At 67.3% G+C, this 16022-nt stretch carries 16 protein-coding genes; 2 read left to right on the forward strand and 14 right to left on the reverse strand.

Translation table 11 applies throughout. The annotated features are described in order from the left end of the window. Window positions 1–8 precede the first annotated feature (8 nt). Window positions 9–788, forward strand: coding sequence for a TSUP family transporter (locus AB6807_RS20470; protein ID WP_371086004.1), 780 nt, complete (start codon window positions 9–11; stop codon window positions 786–788). Window position 789: 1 nt separating this feature from the next. Here the strand turns inward: AB6807_RS20470 and AB6807_RS20475 are convergent, their stop codons facing one another. Genes AB6807_RS20475 through AB6807_RS20515 form a run of 9 tightly spaced genes read right to left on the reverse strand, consistent with a single transcriptional unit; the run spans window position 790 to window position 9786 of the window. Then, window positions 790–1965, reverse strand: coding sequence for a mandelate racemase/muconate lactonizing enzyme family protein (locus AB6807_RS20475; RefSeq protein WP_371086005.1), 1176 nt, complete (start codon window positions 1963–1965; stop codon window positions 790–792). A 39-nt stretch (window positions 1966–2004) separates the two neighbouring features. Then, complete coding sequence (locus tag AB6807_RS20480; RefSeq protein ID WP_371086006.1) at window positions 2005–3054, reverse strand: tagatose 1,6-diphosphate aldolase; 1050 nt, start codon at window positions 3052–3054, stop codon at window positions 2005–2007. 6 nt (window positions 3055–3060) lie between these two features. Further along, window positions 3061–3984, reverse strand: coding sequence for a sugar kinase (locus tag AB6807_RS20485; RefSeq protein ID WP_371086007.1), 924 nt, complete (start codon window positions 3982–3984; stop codon window positions 3061–3063). 1 nt (window position 3985) lies between these two features. Further along, the gene (locus AB6807_RS20490) at window positions 3986–5050 is read right to left on the reverse strand and encodes an ABC transporter ATP-binding protein (protein WP_371086008.1); all 1065 of its coding nucleotides are present in this window, start codon (window positions 5048–5050) and stop codon (window positions 3986–3988) included. 20 nt (window positions 5051–5070) lie between these two features. After that, window positions 5071–6045, reverse strand: a complete 975-nt coding sequence (locus AB6807_RS20495) for an alcohol dehydrogenase catalytic domain-containing protein (RefSeq protein WP_371086009.1) — start codon at window positions 6043–6045, stop codon at window positions 5071–5073. A gap of 11 nt (window positions 6046–6056) precedes the next feature. After that, on the reverse strand, window positions 6057–6869 hold the full coding sequence (locus AB6807_RS20500; RefSeq protein ID WP_286515492.1) for a carbohydrate ABC transporter permease: 813 nt from the start codon (window positions 6867–6869) through the stop codon (window positions 6057–6059). Between the two features lie 11 nt (window positions 6870–6880). Further along, window positions 6881–7750 carry a carbohydrate ABC transporter permease gene (locus AB6807_RS20505; RefSeq protein ID WP_371086010.1) on the reverse strand — a complete coding sequence of 290 codons (870 nt, stop codon included), beginning with the start codon at window positions 7748–7750 and terminating at the stop codon, window positions 6881–6883. 19 nt (window positions 7751–7769) lie between these two features. Next, window positions 7770–8501: an SDR family NAD(P)-dependent oxidoreductase gene (locus AB6807_RS20510; protein WP_371086011.1), complete on the reverse strand. Its 732-nt coding sequence runs from the start codon at window positions 8499–8501 to the stop codon at window positions 7770–7772. Window positions 8502–8505: 4 nt separating this feature from the next. Continuing rightward, window positions 8506–9786 carry a sugar ABC transporter substrate-binding protein gene (locus AB6807_RS20515; protein WP_165840490.1) on the reverse strand — a complete coding sequence of 427 codons (1281 nt, stop codon included), beginning with the start codon at window positions 9784–9786 and terminating at the stop codon, window positions 8506–8508. A 164-nt stretch (window positions 9787–9950) separates the two neighbouring features. Between AB6807_RS20515 and AB6807_RS20520 the strand changes: the two genes are divergently transcribed. Beyond that, window positions 9951–10973, forward strand: a complete 1023-nt coding sequence (locus AB6807_RS20520; RefSeq protein WP_371086012.1) for a LacI family DNA-binding transcriptional regulator — start codon at window positions 9951–9953, stop codon at window positions 10971–10973. A 119-nt stretch (window positions 10974–11092) separates the two neighbouring features. Here AB6807_RS20520 and AB6807_RS20525 read toward each other — a convergent pair whose 3' ends face one another. The 5 genes from AB6807_RS20525 to AB6807_RS20545 form a co-directional block, all read right to left on the reverse strand. After that, the gene (locus tag AB6807_RS20525; protein ID WP_116913147.1) at window positions 11093–11779 is read right to left on the reverse strand and encodes a GntR family transcriptional regulator; all 687 of its coding nucleotides are present in this window, start codon (window positions 11777–11779) and stop codon (window positions 11093–11095) included. A 131-nt stretch (window positions 11780–11910) separates the two neighbouring features. Continuing rightward, window positions 11911–13365 (reverse strand): dihydropyrimidinase, encoded by a 1455-nt coding sequence (gene hydA / locus AB6807_RS20530; protein WP_116913148.1) that lies wholly within the window; start codon window positions 13363–13365, stop codon window positions 11911–11913. 25 nt (window positions 13366–13390) lie between these two features. After that, window positions 13391–14110 (reverse strand): amino acid ABC transporter permease, encoded by a 720-nt coding sequence (locus AB6807_RS20535; protein WP_116913149.1) that lies wholly within the window; start codon window positions 14108–14110, stop codon window positions 13391–13393. Between the two features lie 52 nt (window positions 14111–14162). Next, window positions 14163–14993, reverse strand: a complete 831-nt coding sequence (locus AB6807_RS20540; RefSeq protein ID WP_371086013.1) for an ABC transporter substrate-binding protein — start codon at window positions 14991–14993, stop codon at window positions 14163–14165. Between the two features lie 95 nt (window positions 14994–15088). After that, entirely contained in the window at window positions 15089–15985 is an 897-nt protein-coding gene (locus AB6807_RS20545) for a dihydrodipicolinate synthase family protein (protein WP_286515484.1), read from the reverse strand. Window positions 15986–16022: the final 37 nt, after the last annotated feature.

Below are 16022 nucleotides of genomic sequence, written 5' to 3' on the forward strand. Positions count from 1 at the left end.
CCGGGGTGGTGTCGGACCTGTATGCCCAGGCCGGCCCGGTGCTGGTCTTCATGCTGTGCGTGGCTTTGGCCACGTACACGCAGAACCTCACGGGCTTCGCCTTCAGCCTGGTCCTGCTGGGGCTGGTGTCGGTGTTGCATGTCGCGAGCGTGAGCGACGCGGCCAACGCGGCCATGGTGCTGAGCCTGGTGAATGCATGGACCTATTTCCGCGCACGGCCCGGCGTGGTGCCGTGGCGCCTGATGAAGCCTGCGCTCAACGGCAGCACGGTCGGCGTCATCGCCGGGCTGATGCTGCTGGCTTGGCTCAGCGGCAGCGCGGTGTCGTGGCTGCGCGGGCTGCTGGGCGTGTCGATCCTCGGATGCGCGGCGCTGCTGGTCTTGCAGGGCAAGCCGCTGGCGCGGGTGTCGGGGCCCTGGAGCTTCGGGCTCATCGGCGGGCTGTCGGGCATTCTGGGCGGGCTGTTCGCAAGTTCGGGGCCGCCCATCGTCTTCCACATGTACCGCCAGCCGCTGGACCGCGAGCTGGTGCGGCGCGCGCTGCTGTTGATGTTTGCATTCAACTCGCTGGTGCGGTTGGTGATCGTGCTGGCGGCGGGGCATTTCTCGCTGCGCTCGGCGCTGCTGGCCGCGTGCGCGCTGCCGGTGGTCTACGGCGCCACGCGGCTGCATCACAAGCTGCCCAACCGGCTGAAGCCCGAAACGCTGAAGTGGCTGGTGGGCGGCCTGCTGGCCGCCGCAGGCTCGACGCTGATCGCGACCGCGTGGGTTGCGATCGCTCAGGGCTGAATCAGACCCCGACCATCGGCACCTCGACCACGTAGCCCTTGCACGCGGCCAGGTCCGGCATCACGCCGAGACCGGGTTCGTTCGACAGCTGGACCCAGCCGTCGTTCACCTTGAAGTTGGGCACGGCCAGCAGCTCGCGCAGCGGATTCGGGTTCGAGTCGACCTCGACATAGCCCGGCCCGCCCACCGCCGTCTTCACATGCATCGACGCGACCAGCCCGATGCCCCCACCGAGCCAGTGCGGGCAATACCACTTGCCTGCCGCAATGGTCTGCTTCGCCACTTCGAGGCAACCGCTGGGCCCGCCCCATTTGCCGAGGTCGGGCTGGATGACGGCCATGCCTTCAGTGGAGATGAAATCGCGGTACTGCGCGAATCCGGCGAGGTTTTCTCCGCCCGCGAGCGTGATCGGCTGGCGCTGCGAGAGCTCCTTCCAGCGCAGCGCGGGCTGGTCGGCGCGCAAGGGCTCTTCGAGCCACAGCAGGTTGAAATCTTCCATACGCTCGCCGGCCTTGCAGGCTTCGTCGAAGTCCCAGGCCTGGTTGGCGTCGACCATCATCGTGGCCTCGTTGCCGAGTGCGTCGCGCAGCGTGCGCAGGTTGGCCAGATCGCGCTCGGCGCCGAAGCCGACCTTGAGCTTGAATGCGCGATAGCCTTCGTCGCGCTTTTGCAGCGCGAGCTTGTCGGGCTCCGTGGGGTTGAGGCCCGAGGCGTAGACCTGCACGGCCTGCGCCTGCGCCTGTGCACCTCCCAGGGCCTGCCACAGGGGCAAGCCCTGGCGGCGCGCATGCAGGTCCCACAGGGCCGTGTCGACGCCTGCGACGATCTGGTTCAGCGTGCCGTGTTCGCCGGTCTGCAACGCGAGCACCGCGAAGCGCTTCGTGAGTTCGTCGAAGCACTCGCGCGGATGCGACCACGCGCGGCCGGTGACGGCGGGCCTGCAATACGCCAGCGTCATGCGCGCGCGGTGCTCGGCCCCCACGGTCGGGAAGTTGCACCAGATCTCGCCCCAGCCCTGCACCCCGTCCGCGTCGGTGACGCGCACCAGCACGGCCGGGCGGTCGCGCATGATGCCGAACGAGGTCTGCACCGGCGGGTCGGCCGGTGCGCGGAACACGAAGACGTCGAGCCGTTCGACAGTGAAGGAGGTGCGTGGGTCCGTTGCGTTCGAGGTCATGCGTCGATTGTCATGCGCGTGGTTGCCCCGCGCACGTTGTCAGGCATAGGCGGCGCAGAACTCGCCTTCGGTCTTCATGCTGTCGAAGGCGCTGTAGTCTGCGTGCCAGGCGTTGCCGGCGCGCAGCGTGAGCGCTTCGAGCTCGGCCAGCGTGGCGCTGCCTTCGTTGCGAAGCTGCTCGGCGCAGCGTTCGAGGTCGGGAAAGTTCTGCAACGCGGCCCACCACACGGCGCGGCCCGCGAGAAAGCCATGCGCGCCGGCCGCGTAGGCGTACTCCATCACGCGCACGAACTGCGGCGAGGTCACGCCCGCGGACAGCATCACCCACGGAATGTTCGCGCCCTTGCAGATCGCGCCCATCTGGTCGAACCAGGCCTGGGCGGCCTTGTGGGCGGCGCTGCCGTCGCGCGCGGCCAGCGTGGCGCCGGGCAATGGGCTTTCGAGCTTGAACAGGTCGACACCGTATTCGGGCTTGGCGAACTCGCGCACGCTCTCGATGACCAGCTCCGGCATCTTCTCTGGCGACTCGATGTAGTCGACGGTGTGGCGCTCGCTCTTTGGAAAGGGGTACACGAGCAGCTCCAGCACGAGCGGAATGTCCCACTGGCGGCACTCTTCGCCGATCTTGCGCACGTAGTCCTTCTGGTGCGCGATGACGTCGGGCTCGGCGTCGGGCCGGTACCACGCCAGCACCTTCACGCCATCGCCGCCGGCGCGCTTGATTTTCTCGACGCTCCAGTCGTTGATCGAGTGCGAGAGCCGCCCGCCCGGCGTGTCGCGGAAGCGGTGGTCTTCCAGCGTCACGACGAGCCCGGTGTGCGCGGGCAGCTTCTGCAGCGCGGCCGGAAAAGCGTAGTTGGGGTCGAACAGCATGGCGCTGGCGTGGGCGCCGAGCGCATCGACCAGCGTGCGCTTCACGTTGGCCATGTCGGCGAACTTGACGTCGGCCGGCGCGATGCCCAGCTTGGCGCCGATGAGCTGCGCGATCGGCGGGCGCTGGTCGAGCGCGACCATGGTGAAGTGGCCTTCGGGCGTGGCCATGCGGCGCATGCCCCATTTCTTGCCGAGGTGGAGGGCGGGCGTGGTCATGGTGAGTTACTCCTGGATGGAATCGACGAGGGACATCGCGGTGGCGAAGTCGGGCACGCCGGCGCGTCCGCCGGGCCGTGTGCACTTGATTGCCGCCACCGCGGCGGAAAACTGAAAGGCGCGGCGCACGGGCCAGTGCGCACCGAGCGCAAAGGCCAGCGCGCCATGAAAGACGTCGCCGGCACCGGTGGTGTCGACGGCTTTCACTTCGAAGGCGGGCAGGGCGTGCCGGCCCGCGGCGTCGGCCCAGCGGATGCCGCGCTCGCCCAGCGTCACTGCGGCGAGCCTGCAGCCGCGCGAGAGGGCGAAGGCCAGCTGTTCGTCGACGTTGCGTGCGTCGGTGGCATAGCCCGCGAGCCCGGGCTCCGAGAACACGGCGTAATCGGTGCGAGGCAGCAGCTGGTCGAAGATGGCCGCGTCCGCCACGTCGCCGTCGAGCACGGTGGGCATGCCGCGTTCGCGCGCGGCACCGAACAACGCGAGTGCGCCTTCAGGCCAGCGCGGGTCCGCCAGCACGGCGTCGGCCTCGGCCAGCGCATCGAGTGGGAGCCATGCGGGGTCCGCGGGAAGGTCCGCGCCGCGAAAATTCACGATCATGCGTTCGCCGCGCGTGTCCACGACGATGCCCGACAGCGACGAGCGGGCGCCTGGAAACAGCCTGAAGTGCGACACCTCGACGCCGAGGGCGGCGAGCTGGGACTTCATTTCGTGGCCCGCGCTGTCGTCGCCTGCGCGCCCCCAGAACCGCACCTGGGCGCCCAGCCTGGCTGCCGCGGCGGCCGCGTTGGCGGCCATGCCGCCGCCGCCTTCACGCACATCGCTGGCGCGGGTCTTGCCGCCGCCGTGCGGCAATGCATCGACTTGCCACGTGATGTCCAGCGCCGAAAGGCCCAGGCAGATCACGCGGGGTGCGGGGCGTTGCGTCGTCATGTCATCCACCCAGCACGGCGCCGTCTTGCACATCGAACAGATGGCATTTGTGCACGTCGAATGCCAGCGTGATGGTGTCCTTCGGTCGCACCTTCAACTCGGGTGCGACACGCGCCACATGCCGCGTGCCGGCGCGATCGAAGTAGACCAGCGTGTCCGATCCCAAGGGTTCGACGACGCTGACCTGAACGCGCAGGCCGGGCGCATCGGCCGGCAGCACCTGCATGTGCTCGGGGCGAACGCCCAGCACCGCGGGACCGGTCACCCCCGCGCAAGGCGGAGGCATCGGGAACAGCGTGCCGTCGTCCATGCGCACGTTCGTGCCCTCGGCCTGCACGTTGAAGAAGTTCATCGTCGGCGAGCCGATGAAGCTCGCCACGAACTGGTTGGCCGGCGACTTGTAGACCTCTTCGGGCGTGCCGAACTGCTGCACCACGCCGGCCTTCAGCACCACGATGCGGTCGGCCATGGTCATCGCCTCGACCTGGTCGTGCGTGACGAAGATCATGGTGGTCTTCAGCTGCTGGGAGAGTGCCTTGATCTCGGTGCGCACTTCGCCGCGCAGCTTGGCGTCGAGGTTGGACAGTGGCTCGTCGAACAGGAACACCTTGGGGTTGCGCACCATCGCACGGCCCATGGCCACGCGTTGGCGCTGGCCGCCCGACAGGGCCTTGGGCTTGCGATCGAGGTACGGCTCGATGCGCAGCATGCCCGCCGCGCGGTCGACGCGACGCGTGATCTCGTCCCTGGGCGTGTTGCGCATCTCCAGGCCGAAGCCCATGTTGTCGCGCACCGTCATGTGCGGGTAAAGCGCGTAGTCCTGGAACACCATCGCGATGTCGCGCTGGGCCGGTGCCACGTCGTTCACACGCGTGTCGCCGATGTAGAGGTCGCCGTCGTCGATGGGCTCCAACCCCGCGATGATGCGCAGCAAGGTCGACTTGCCGCAGCCCGAGGGACCGACGAACACCACGAACTCCTCGTCGCGGATCTCCAGGTCCAGCGAGGGGATCACGACCACGTCGCCGAAGCGCTTGACCAGGCCTTTCAATCGGATGGACGCCATGCGTTCGCTTTCTTCTGTGCTCAGGCGAAAGCCAGCAGGGGCTTCACCAGTTCGCCGGCCACGAAGCGGCCGAACATCTCGGGCAGCTCGTCGATGCCGAACTGGGCGTCGACCAGCTGGCGATAGCGCTCCTTCTCGCCGCGCAGCAGCTCCACGTTCAGCGCGAAATCGCTCTTCGGGAAATAGAAGGTGCGCACCATGTAGAAGTCCTTGCGGCGAATGGCCTTGTTCTCCTGCACGGGCCAGGGCTTGTCGCTCTCGCCGATCAGGATGAGCACGCCGCGCGGCAGCACGATTTCCATGCCCAGGCTGCGCGCGGCATGGGCGCCGCTGCATTCGACGATGAGCTTGAAGCGCTTGCTGCTGTCGCCCACCGGATGACGCCTGGCGCCGAACGACTCGGCCAGCTGCAGCCGCTCTTCCTTCAGGTCCGACACGTGGACGTCGGTGTAGCCGAGGTTCTGCAGCGCGATGAGCGCGCCGATGCCCACCGGGCCGGCGCCCGTGACCAGCACCGGGCCCGTGGTCTCGGGCGGCACCAGCGGCTTGACGAAGCGGATGCCATGCGCGGCCGTGCCGATGGTGTCGAGCAGCAGCGGGGCGAGCTCGTCCTCGATGTCGTCGGGCACCGGCAGCAGGCACTGCTCGGGCACGCTCAGGAACTCGGCGTAGCCACCGGGGCGGTTCCAGCCCACGAGCACCGATTCGTTCAGGCACATCTGCGTGTCGCCCGCGCGGCACGAGTCGCAATGGCCGCAGTGCACGGGGATGTAGACCAGGCAGCGCTTGCCGTCGAGCGCATGGCCCGGTTGCTGCACCACGCCGAAGATCTCGTGGCCCGGCGTGATGGTCGCGCCGTTGAACCACAGCTTGGTGTCGGAGCCGCACAGCGCCGTGCGGCGCACGCGCAGCAGCACCTCGCCGGCGGCAGGCACGGGCATGGGCGCCTCGCCGATGGTGATGTTCTTGTCGCCATGAAAGATTGCAGCTTGCATTGTTGAGTCTCCTAGCCTTTGACCGCGCCCATGGCCAGGCCCGACACGAGCCTGCGCTGGACGATGAATGCGAGAACCAGCGGCGGAAGCGCGATGAGCGAGGCCGCCGCCATCAGCGCGCCCCAGTTCGATGCGCCTTCGCCGATGAAGTTGAACGACGCCGCGATGAGCGTCTTGGTGTCACCGTTCGACAGCACGAGCGCGAACAGGAAGTAGTTCCAGGAGAACACGAACGACAGGATCGACGACACGACCACGCCCGGCATGACCAGCGGCAGCGCGATGCGCCACAGGATGCGCGGCACGCTGCAGCCGTCGACCTGCGCACTCTCGAGCACGCTGCGCGGAATGTTGTCGAAGAAAGGCAGCAGCACCCAGATCACGATGGGCATGGTGATGGCCGCGTGCGTGAGGATCAGCGCCCAGTAGCTGCCGATCATTCCGGCCTCGCGGAACATCACGTACCAGGGCAGCAGGAACAGCGTGCCCGGCGCCATGCGCGCCAGCAGCGTGACCGTCGCCGGCCAGGTGATGCGCGTCCACGACACGGCGAACGCCGCGGGAATGCCCAGCACCAGCCCGATGAGCGTCGAGCCCACCGTGATCACCGTGCTGTTCCACGTGTAGTGCAGGAAGGGCGTGGTCCCGAACAGCGTGCGGTAGTTGTCCAGCGTGGGGGTAAACACCACCGTCGGTGGGTAGGCCGTCACCTCCGCCGAAGGCTTGAAGGACGAGAGCACCATCCACGCGATGGGCAGAAGGATCAGCACCGCCACGAAGGCGATCTGCACGAGGCCGAGGCGTTGCACGAGCTTGTCGTTCATGGCGTGGCTCCTCACCAGGCCACGCGCTTGCGCGCCTGGGTGAGCACCATGACCGCGCCCAGCACGATGGCCGACAGCGTGATCATCAGCGCGCTCGAATAGCCGATGTCGAACAGCTCGAAGCCCTTGCGAAAGCCGTAGATGTTCAGCGTGTTCGACGCATTGCCGGGCCCGCCCTGCGTGGTGATGTAGATGATGTCGAAGAAGCGCAGCAGGTCGACGCTGCGCAGGATGGCCGCCGTGACCAGCGTGGGCGCCAGCAGCGGCAGCGTGATGCGCCAGAAGGTCTTCCAGCGCGAGGCGCCGTCGATCTGCGCGGCCTCGTACACGTTGGGGGGCAGCGACTGCAGTCCGCCGAGCACGATGAGCGCGACGTAGGGCGTCCACTGCCAGGTGTCGATCATGGCGACCGTGGGAATCACCCACACGGGCGAAGCCAGCCAGTCGGAGCGCGGCAGCCCCACGGCCTGCAACAGGTAGTTGGCCGCGCCGATGGACGGGTCGAGCACCACCAGCCACATCATGCCCACCACCACGGGCGGCAGCACGAAAGGCGAGATCATCAGCGTGCGCACGATGCCCGACAGCTTCCTGGAGCCGTGCAGCAGCAGCGCGATCCACGTGCCCAGCACCAGCTGCAGCACCAGCGACAGCACATACAGCACGAGCGTGATCTTCAGGCCGTTCCAGAATTCGCCGTCGCCCGCCATCTCGACATAGTTCATGCCCCAGTTGAGCTTGGGCTTGCCGCCGAAGCTGTACGAATGCAGGCTGAACCACACCGTGTAGGCGAAGGGAAAGGCGATCATCGCGGTCGTGAAGATCACGGCCGGCAGGGAGAGAAACGCGAGCTGGCCGCGCGTGCCGATGGATTGGCTCATGGAGCTGGTTCTTTCTTCTTCAGCCCGCGAGGAAGCCGCCGTCGACCGCCAGCACCGTGCCGGTCACGTAGTGCGCGGCGGGCGAGGCCAGGAACACGGCGCTGCCCGCGATGTCGTCGGGCTGCGCCCACTGGCCCAGCGGAATGCGAGAGCGGATGCGCTCGTAGTGCGCCTTGTCCTGGCGGCCGGCTGCGTTGATGGCAGTCTCGACGTAGCCGGGCGCGATGGCGTTCACGCGAACGCCGCGCTCGGCCCAGGCCAGCGAGAGCGACTTGGTGAGCATCACCACGCCGCCCTTGCTCGCGCAGTACGCCGGAATGAAGGGCAGCGCCACGAAGGCGTTCATCGACGCCACGTTCACGATGCTGCCCTTGTTCTTTTCGAGCAGAGGCAAGCTCGCGTTGCACAGGCGGAAGGTGCCCGTGAGGTTCACGTCGAGCACGCGCTGGAAGGTCTCGATCTCGAACTCCTTGAAGCGCGCGAGGATGCCGGCGCAGTTGACCAGCGTGTCGAGGCGATCGAGACCGCCGACGAACGCGGCGACCGCATGGTCGTCGGTGACGTCGAGCGTGCGCAGGGTGAGCTGGTCGCCGGGTTGCAGCGAGCTGGCTTCGAGGGCCCGCTCGTCCACGCCGGTGGCGATGACGTGGCAGCCCATTTCCATGAAGCCACGCGAGATGGCGGCGCCGATGTCGCCGGCGCCACCGACCACCAGCACGCGGTGGCCTTCGCGGAAGTCGAAGACGGCCATCGGGTCAGTCTTTGGCGATCAGCGCGTCGAGCTGCTTGTCGGCGTCGGCGCAGGCTTGTGCGGGCGTCTTCTGGCCCAACAGCAGTTCGGTGGCGGCCTGGCCGATGAAGTCGCGCGAGGCCGGGTTCTGCACGATGGGGTAGCCGACTTCGGAAGTGCCGGTGCGGCTCAGCTCGTTGACGGCCGCGACCCATTCGGTGCGCACGGGCTGCTCGTCCATCCATGCCTTGTAGCCCGGCGACTTGGTGACGGCCGTGCGCGGCGGCGCCACGCCGTCGACCGCGAGCTTGGCCTGCACGGCGGGGCTGGTGGCCCACTGCACGAAGTACCAGGCGGCTTCCTTGTTCTTGCTGTGCGCCGACACCGACATGGTCCAGCCGATGACCGTCGGGTGCGAGCCGCCGGGGCCTGCGGGCAGCACGGCCACGGCCGTGTCCTTCAGGCGCGCGCCGCCGTCCATCACATTGCGCAGCTCGTTGGACGACTCGAATGCCATCGCGGCCTTGCCCTCCTTGTAGAGCGAGGAGATCTGATAGAAGCTGTAGTTGACGACGCCGGGCGGGCCGTAGTCTTTCAGCAGCTTCGAATAGAGCGCGAGCGAGGCCTGCCCCTCCTTGCTGCACAGCTGGGACTTGTTGTCCTTCATGTAGCTGCCGCCCATGTTGTGCAGGAACACGCTGTAGGTGAAGGGCAGGGCGGGCTTGAGGCCGCGCGAGACAAAGGGGGTGACGCCGGGCTCGCAGCTCTTGAGCTTGGCGGCCACGCCTTCGAGTTCGGGCAGGGTCCTGGGCAGTTGCACGCCGCACTTCTGGAACAGGTCCTTGCGGTAGTACAGCACCGGGCCTTCGACATTCATCGGGATGCCGGTGAGCTGCTTCTCGTAGGTCGCGTCCTTGAGCATGCCCGCGCTCATGTCCGCGAAGTCGTAGTCCTTGGCGCTGGCGGTCTTCACGAACTCGTTCAGGTCGGCATACCAGCCGGCCTTGGCGAACTGCATGCCTTCGCGCGAGGGGAGCGACATGAACACGTCGACCTCGTCGCTGCGCGAGTTCATCACCGTGACCAGGCGCTGGCGCATCTGCTGTTCCTGGTACGAGTCGACCTTCAGCGTCATGCCGGTTTGCGCCTCGAAGTCGCCCTTGTACTTCAGCAGCGCGTTGGCCACCGGGTTGTTGTTGGCGAGAAAGGTGATGGTCTTGCCCTGGTGCTTCTTCCAGTTGAAGTCCTGCGCATGCACGCCGAAAGCGCAGGTGGCCGCGACAGCGAAAGCGATGACTTGTCTCATGTCTTTGTCTCCTGTGAATGCCATGTAACCGTTTACAAAATTATCTGGACCATCGCAGAAGCTGTCAACGCGCCGGGATGGCTATCCGCGGGGAAATTGATAGGTGATTTCCCTTGAAATGCGATGAAAACGGCTACGTACCGCTTCCTGTAAACTGTTTCATCATGAAGCCAAAATCAGTGGGTATCCGCGACGTCGCCAAGCACGTGGGCGTCTCCACGGCTTCCATCTCGCGCACGCTGAACAACCCCGAATCGGTGAGCCCCGACCTGCGCATGCGCATCGACGCGGCCATCGAGGAACTGGGCTACATCCCCGACGCGGCGGCGCGCGCGCTGTCGTCGCGCCGCACGCGCACCATCGGCGCGATCATTCCCACGGTGGACAACGCCATGTTCGCGCGCGGCATCGAGGCGCTGCAGAGCTATCTGTCGTTGCAGGGCTACCTGCTGCTGCTGTCGACCAGCGGCTATGAGCCGGAAACCGAAGCGCGCCAGGCGCAGAACATGGTGAGCCGCGGCATCGACGGGCTGATCCTTCGCGGCGACATGCACACCGACGCGCTGCGCCGGCTGCTCGCGTCGCAGCGCATTCCGTTCGTGAACGTGGGTGTCTACCACCCGGACAAGCCGTACGCGTCGGTGGGAGGCAACAACGAGGCTGCGGCGTATCGCGCGTGCCGCTACCTCGTCGAGCTCGGGCACACCAAGGTCGGCATGGTCGCGGCGATTTCGTCGAACAACGACCGGGCGACGGCGCGCGTGTCGGGCGTGCGGCGCGCGCTGCAGGAAAGCGGGCTGGCGCTGCGGCCCGAGTGGTACATCGAAGTGCCTTATCACCTCGACGACGCAAGGCAGGGCGCGCGGTCGCTGCTGGCGTCCGCGCAGCAGGATTGGCCCACGGCCGTGGTCTGCGGCAACGACGTGATCGCCTACGGCGTGATGCTCGAGGCAGAGCGGCGCGGCCTCAATGTGCCCAACGATCTGTCCGTGATGGGGTTCGACGACCTGGAATGGAGCCGGCACCTGCGGCCCAGCCTGACGACGATGCACGTGCCGACGGACGAGGTGTGGACGCGGGCGGGGGAGTATCTTGTGAAGTCGTTGTCCGGCAAGGCTGCTGCCTTGCATCACGAGGTGGATGTGTCGCTCGTGGTGCGGGAGTCGACGGGCAGGCCGCGGCGCTAGCCGGCGTGCGCCCCGCAGATCACCGGAATCTTGTCATGTCGTTGATGCGCGCGACGGTCGCTTGCGTTCAGCCGGCCCTGTGCGCCTGAACAGCGCTTGCCTAGCGGATCGGTCCGCGCCTACTCGGTCAGCGCGCGCTTGACGTCTTCCTGCAGGCTGCGCAGGTGGTCGCGCATGGCCACGCGGGCGTGTTCGGCGTCCCTGGCGCGCAACGCCTTGATGATCTCGCCATGTTCGTCGTGGTTTTCCGGCTGCCGGTGCAGCGGGCTGTGCAGGCGGAACAACCGCGCATTGACGCGCAGCTCTTCCACCAGGCGCGGGAACACCACGTTGCCGCTGGCCCTGGCGATGAGCAGGTGGAACCGGTCGTCGAAATGCCAGTGCTCGGTTTCGCTGTGCTCGCCGGCGTTCAGCGACTGGATGTCTGCTTCCAGCGCGTCGATTTCGGCGTCGGTGATCTTGCCCACCGCCAGCGCGATCGCTTCGCACTCGATCACTTCGCGGGCGCGCATGCAGTCGAAGTATTCCTTGGTGCCCAGCGCGCGCACCGCGTAAGAGCGTGCATCGCGCCGCACCAGCAAGCCCTCGCCCGCCAACCGCACGAGCGCTTCGCGCATCGGGGTGCGCGAGATGCGCAGGTCGTCCGCGAGCCGGGCTTCCTGCAAGGGGCTGCCGGCCGAGATCTGGCGGTCGAGGATGAGCGTGCGCAGCCGCTCGTAGGCCTGCTCGGCCAGGCTGGCGGACCGCACCTCCAGGGGCGCGATCGTGATGGTGGCGGGCTGCGTAGGGCTTGGAAGGCTGGGCATGCGGAGAAGAGCGAAGGCCACGAAGGAGGCTGCAAACAAGGCCGCGAACAAGGCCTTAAAAAAGGCTGCAAGGCAGGCCGGATGGGGCGAAGGAGCTTAGCAGGGCCGCATCGCGGCGCGGCCCCACCGCGTCAAAGCCATTTGTCCAGCGGGTTGCCGTCGTTCGGGGCACGCGGCCGCAGGCAGGGCAGGAACTGGCCCGAGCCGGGTTCGGCCAGGAACTCGCCGTCCTGCCACACCACGCGCCCGCGCGAGACGGTCACGCCCGGCCACGCACGAAGCTGCATGCCTTCATAGGGCGTGTAGTCGACGGCGTGGTGGAGCATGCTGTTGGTGAGCAGCTTTTCCTGGCCCTGCGCGAACACGTCCCACACGACGAAATCGGCGTCGCTGCCCACGGCGATGGTGCCCTTGCGGGGGTACAGCCCGTACAGCCGCGCCGGGTTGGTGGCCGTGAGCTCGACAAACCGGTGGATGTCGATGCGGCCCTTGAGCACGCCCTCGCTCATCAGCAGCGGCAGGCGGGTTTCCACGCCGGGAATGCCGTTGGGAATGCGGTCGAAGGACGCATCGTCGCCGGCCACGCGCTTGCCGTCGCTGCCGCCCATGTTGAAGGGCGCGTGGTCGGACGAGAAGATGGTGAAGATCCCGCTCGACAACCCGTTCCAGATGAACTGCTGGTTGGCCTTGTCGCGCGGCGGCGGGCTGCAGATGCAGCGCGCGCCGTGCATCGGGTCGTCGGGGTCGATGCCCAGGTCCTCGGCGCTCAGGAACAGGTACTGCGGGCAGGTCTCCGCATGGATCGGCAGGCCGCGCCCGCGCGCCCAGTGAATCTGCTCGACCGCTTCGCGGCCCGAGACGTGCACGATCAGGATCGGCGTGTCGACGAGTTCGGCCAGCGCGATGGCGCGGTGCGTGGCCTCGCGCTCCACCGCCATGGGGCGCGAGCTGCCGTGGTAGCGCGGCGCGGTGAGCCCGGCGTCGAGCAGCTGCTCGGTGAGCCAGGCGATGCAGTCGCTGTTCTCGGCGTGGATCATCGTCATGGCGCCGTGCCGCCGCGCGGTGGCCAGCACGTCGATGATCTGGCGGTCGTCCAGCTTGAGGTCGTCGTAGGTCATGTAGATCTTGAAGGAGGTGTACCCCTTCTCGATCAGCGCGGGCAGCTCGCGCTGCGTCACGTCGCGCGTGGCGTCGGCCACGATCAGGTGGAAGGCGTAGTCGATCACGGCCTTGCCTTCGGCGCGGCGGTGGTAGTCGTCCACCGCCTCCTGGATGCTGTGGCCCTTCTGCTGCGCGGCGAAGGGCAGCACGGTGGTGGTGCCGCCGCAGGCCGCGGAGCGCGTGCCGGTCAAGAAGTCGTCCGCGAAGCGCGAGCCGTCGCTGGTCGGCTGGTCGAAGTGGCAGTGGCCGTCCACGCCGCCGGGCGTGACCAGCCGGCCGCGCGCGTCGATCTCGCGGTCGGCGCTGGCGTCCAGGCCTTGCGCAATGGCGCAGATGCGGCCGTCGCGCACGCCGATGTCGGCGGTGTAGCGGTCGCCCGCGGTGGCGATGTCGGCGTTGCGCAGAATCAGGTCGTAGGTGCTCATGAGGCGTTCTCCGGGGGCGTTCTTGCTAGCGCTGCTCGAGCGCCGGTTCGGCGGGCACCACCGGTGCGCTCGCGTTGCCGTAGGCACGGCCGTAGTGGCGCTCGATGCGCCGCTGGATGAAGTCCCACGCGGTGGTCATCAGCAGGTAGTAGATGGCGGCGACCACGAACAGCTCCAGCACCATGAACTTCTCCTGGATCAGCACCTGCGTGCGGCGCAGCAGCTCTTCCATGGAGATCACGGAGGTGATGGAGGTGGTCTTGAGCAGGCCGTTGATGCTGTTGCCCAGCGTCGGCACGATCAGTCGCATGGCCTGCGGCATCACGATGTAGCGCATGGTCTGCGCGCTGCTGAAGCCGACCGCGCGCGCGGCGTTGGTCTGGCCGGCGGAAATCGACTGGATGCCGCCGCGCACGATCTCCGCCAGGTAGGCGGCCTCGTTGAGGATCAGCCCCAGCAGCGCCGACTCGATGACCGACAGCTTCAGCCCCAGCTGGGGCAGGCCGGTGTAGATGATGATCAGCTGCACCAGCAGCGGCGTGCCGCGGAACACCCAGATGTAGAAGTGCGCGGGCCCCGCGACCCAGCGACGGCTGGACAGGCGGGCCAGCGCGAGCGCGCAGCCCACGACCAGCCCGCCCGCGATGGCCGCGAGCGTGAGCCACAGCGTGGTCACCGCGCCGCTGAGGATGTACGGATTGAACAGGTAGTCGACGAACCCCGACCAGCTCCAGCCTTGTCCCATGAATGTTCCTTGGTGTGCCCGATGGCGATGGCGATGGCGATGTCGGCGCGGCTCAGCCCGCCGGACCCTTGACGCTCACCGCGCCGTCGACGGCCTTGACGCCATACTGGTCGAACAGCTTCTGGAAGCTGCCGTCCGCCTTCATGTCGTTCATGACCTTGGCCACGGCGGCCGCGAGGTCCTTGTTGCGCGCGGCCAGCGCGACCGGCGTGGGGAACAGGCCGTGCAGCACGCGCTCGAAGTCGCCGCGCTTCTGGTACTCGGCACCCGTCGAGTCGATCGACAGGGCCACCTCGACCTGCCCGGCGCGCAGCGCCTGGAACGCCATGGCGAAGTTCTCGAAGGTGCGGATGGTCATGCCCTTCATGCCCTTGTCGGTGAGCTGCTTGTCGAGCTCGCGCGCCTTGCGCTCCTCGAAGCCGCCGAGCTCCACGCCGATGCTCTTGCCCGACAGGTCGTCCGGCTTGGCGATCTTCAGCGGGTTGCCCTTGGCGGTGCTGATGCTGATGGCCTGGTCTTCGTAGATGAGCATCTGCATCAGCTTGGCGCGCTCTTCCGTATAGAAGATGCCGGTGTTGATGACGTCCCAGCGACCGGCCTGCAGGCCGGGAATCATGGCCGAGAACTCGATGCGAACGTATTCGGGCGTGAGGCACAGGCGCTTGGCAATGGCCTCGCCGAGCTCCACGCGCATGCCCTTGAGCGCGCCGGTCTGGTCGACGAACTGCATCGGCGGCAGGGTGGGGTTGACCGACATGGTCAGCGTGCCCTTCTTGATGAGCGCCGAGTCCGGCACGGGCGACTTGCAGGCCTGCGCGTTCGCGGCGCCCGCGCAGAAAACGAAGAGTGCCGTTGCCGACGCGAGAGCGGGGAGCAGTTTCATGGTGGTGTCCTTGGGGAGTGAACGAACGAGGCGACGAGGTGAAACGTGAAACGTGAAAAGGGGCAGGGCAGGGCGGGGCGGGGGCGCGGTGGCGCTCAGGCGCGGATCGAGTCCAGCAGGTCGAGGCGCGCGAGGGCGCTGCGCAGGTCCGCGGCGTCGGCCTCGGGCAGGGGCAGGCGGGGGGCGCGCGGCTTGCCGACGGGCAGGCCCATCATCGTGAGCCCGTCCTTGGACGCAGCCACGTAGCGGTGGCCGCCGACCCAGCGAACGATGGGCAGCATCTCCTTGTAGAGCGCCAGCGCCGCGGGCATGTCGCGTTCGTCGGCCACCAGCTCGAACAGGCGTGCCGACATCTTCGGAATGAGGTTGGAACACACGGCCACCCAGCCCTGCGCGCCGAGCCAGAACGACTCGTAGCCGAGGATGCCGGCGAACACGGTCATGCGGTCGCCACACAGCTCGATGATGTCGCGCACGCGGGTCACCTCGAGCGTCGACTCCTTGATGTACCTGCAGTTGTCGATGCGCGAAAGGCGCGCCACCAGTTCGGGCTTGAGGTCGACGTTGGCGGTGGCCGGGTTGTTGTAGACCATGATCGGAATGCCGATCGACTCGCCCACCTTGCGGTAGTGCGCGAACAACTCGTCGTCGGTGGGCGTGCTGTAGAAGGGCGGAATGATCATGACGCCGTCGGCGCCCATGGTTTCCGCTTCGCGGCTCAGCCGCACGCATTCATCGGTCCACTCCGCGCCAGTGCCGATCAGCACGGGCACGCGTTTTGCAGCAGTGCTCACGCAGGTTTCGATCACCAACTGGCGCTCATCGGGCGTCAGCGACAGGAACTCTCCCGTGCTGCCCAAGGGGATCAGCCCGTGGATTCCCTCCTCGATTTGCCAATTGACCAGCTTCTTCAGGGCCGGCACGTCCACGTGCAGGCCGTCGTCGGTCATGGGGGTGATGAGCACCGTATAGGTGCCGCGGAACGCTGTCATGGGGCAGTCCTTGGAAAATCGGATGACGAAGTATACG

It is taken from the genome of Variovorax sp. RCC_210 (assembly GCF_041355175.1).
GTDB lineage: Bacteria > Pseudomonadota > Gammaproteobacteria > Burkholderiales > Burkholderiaceae_C > Variovorax.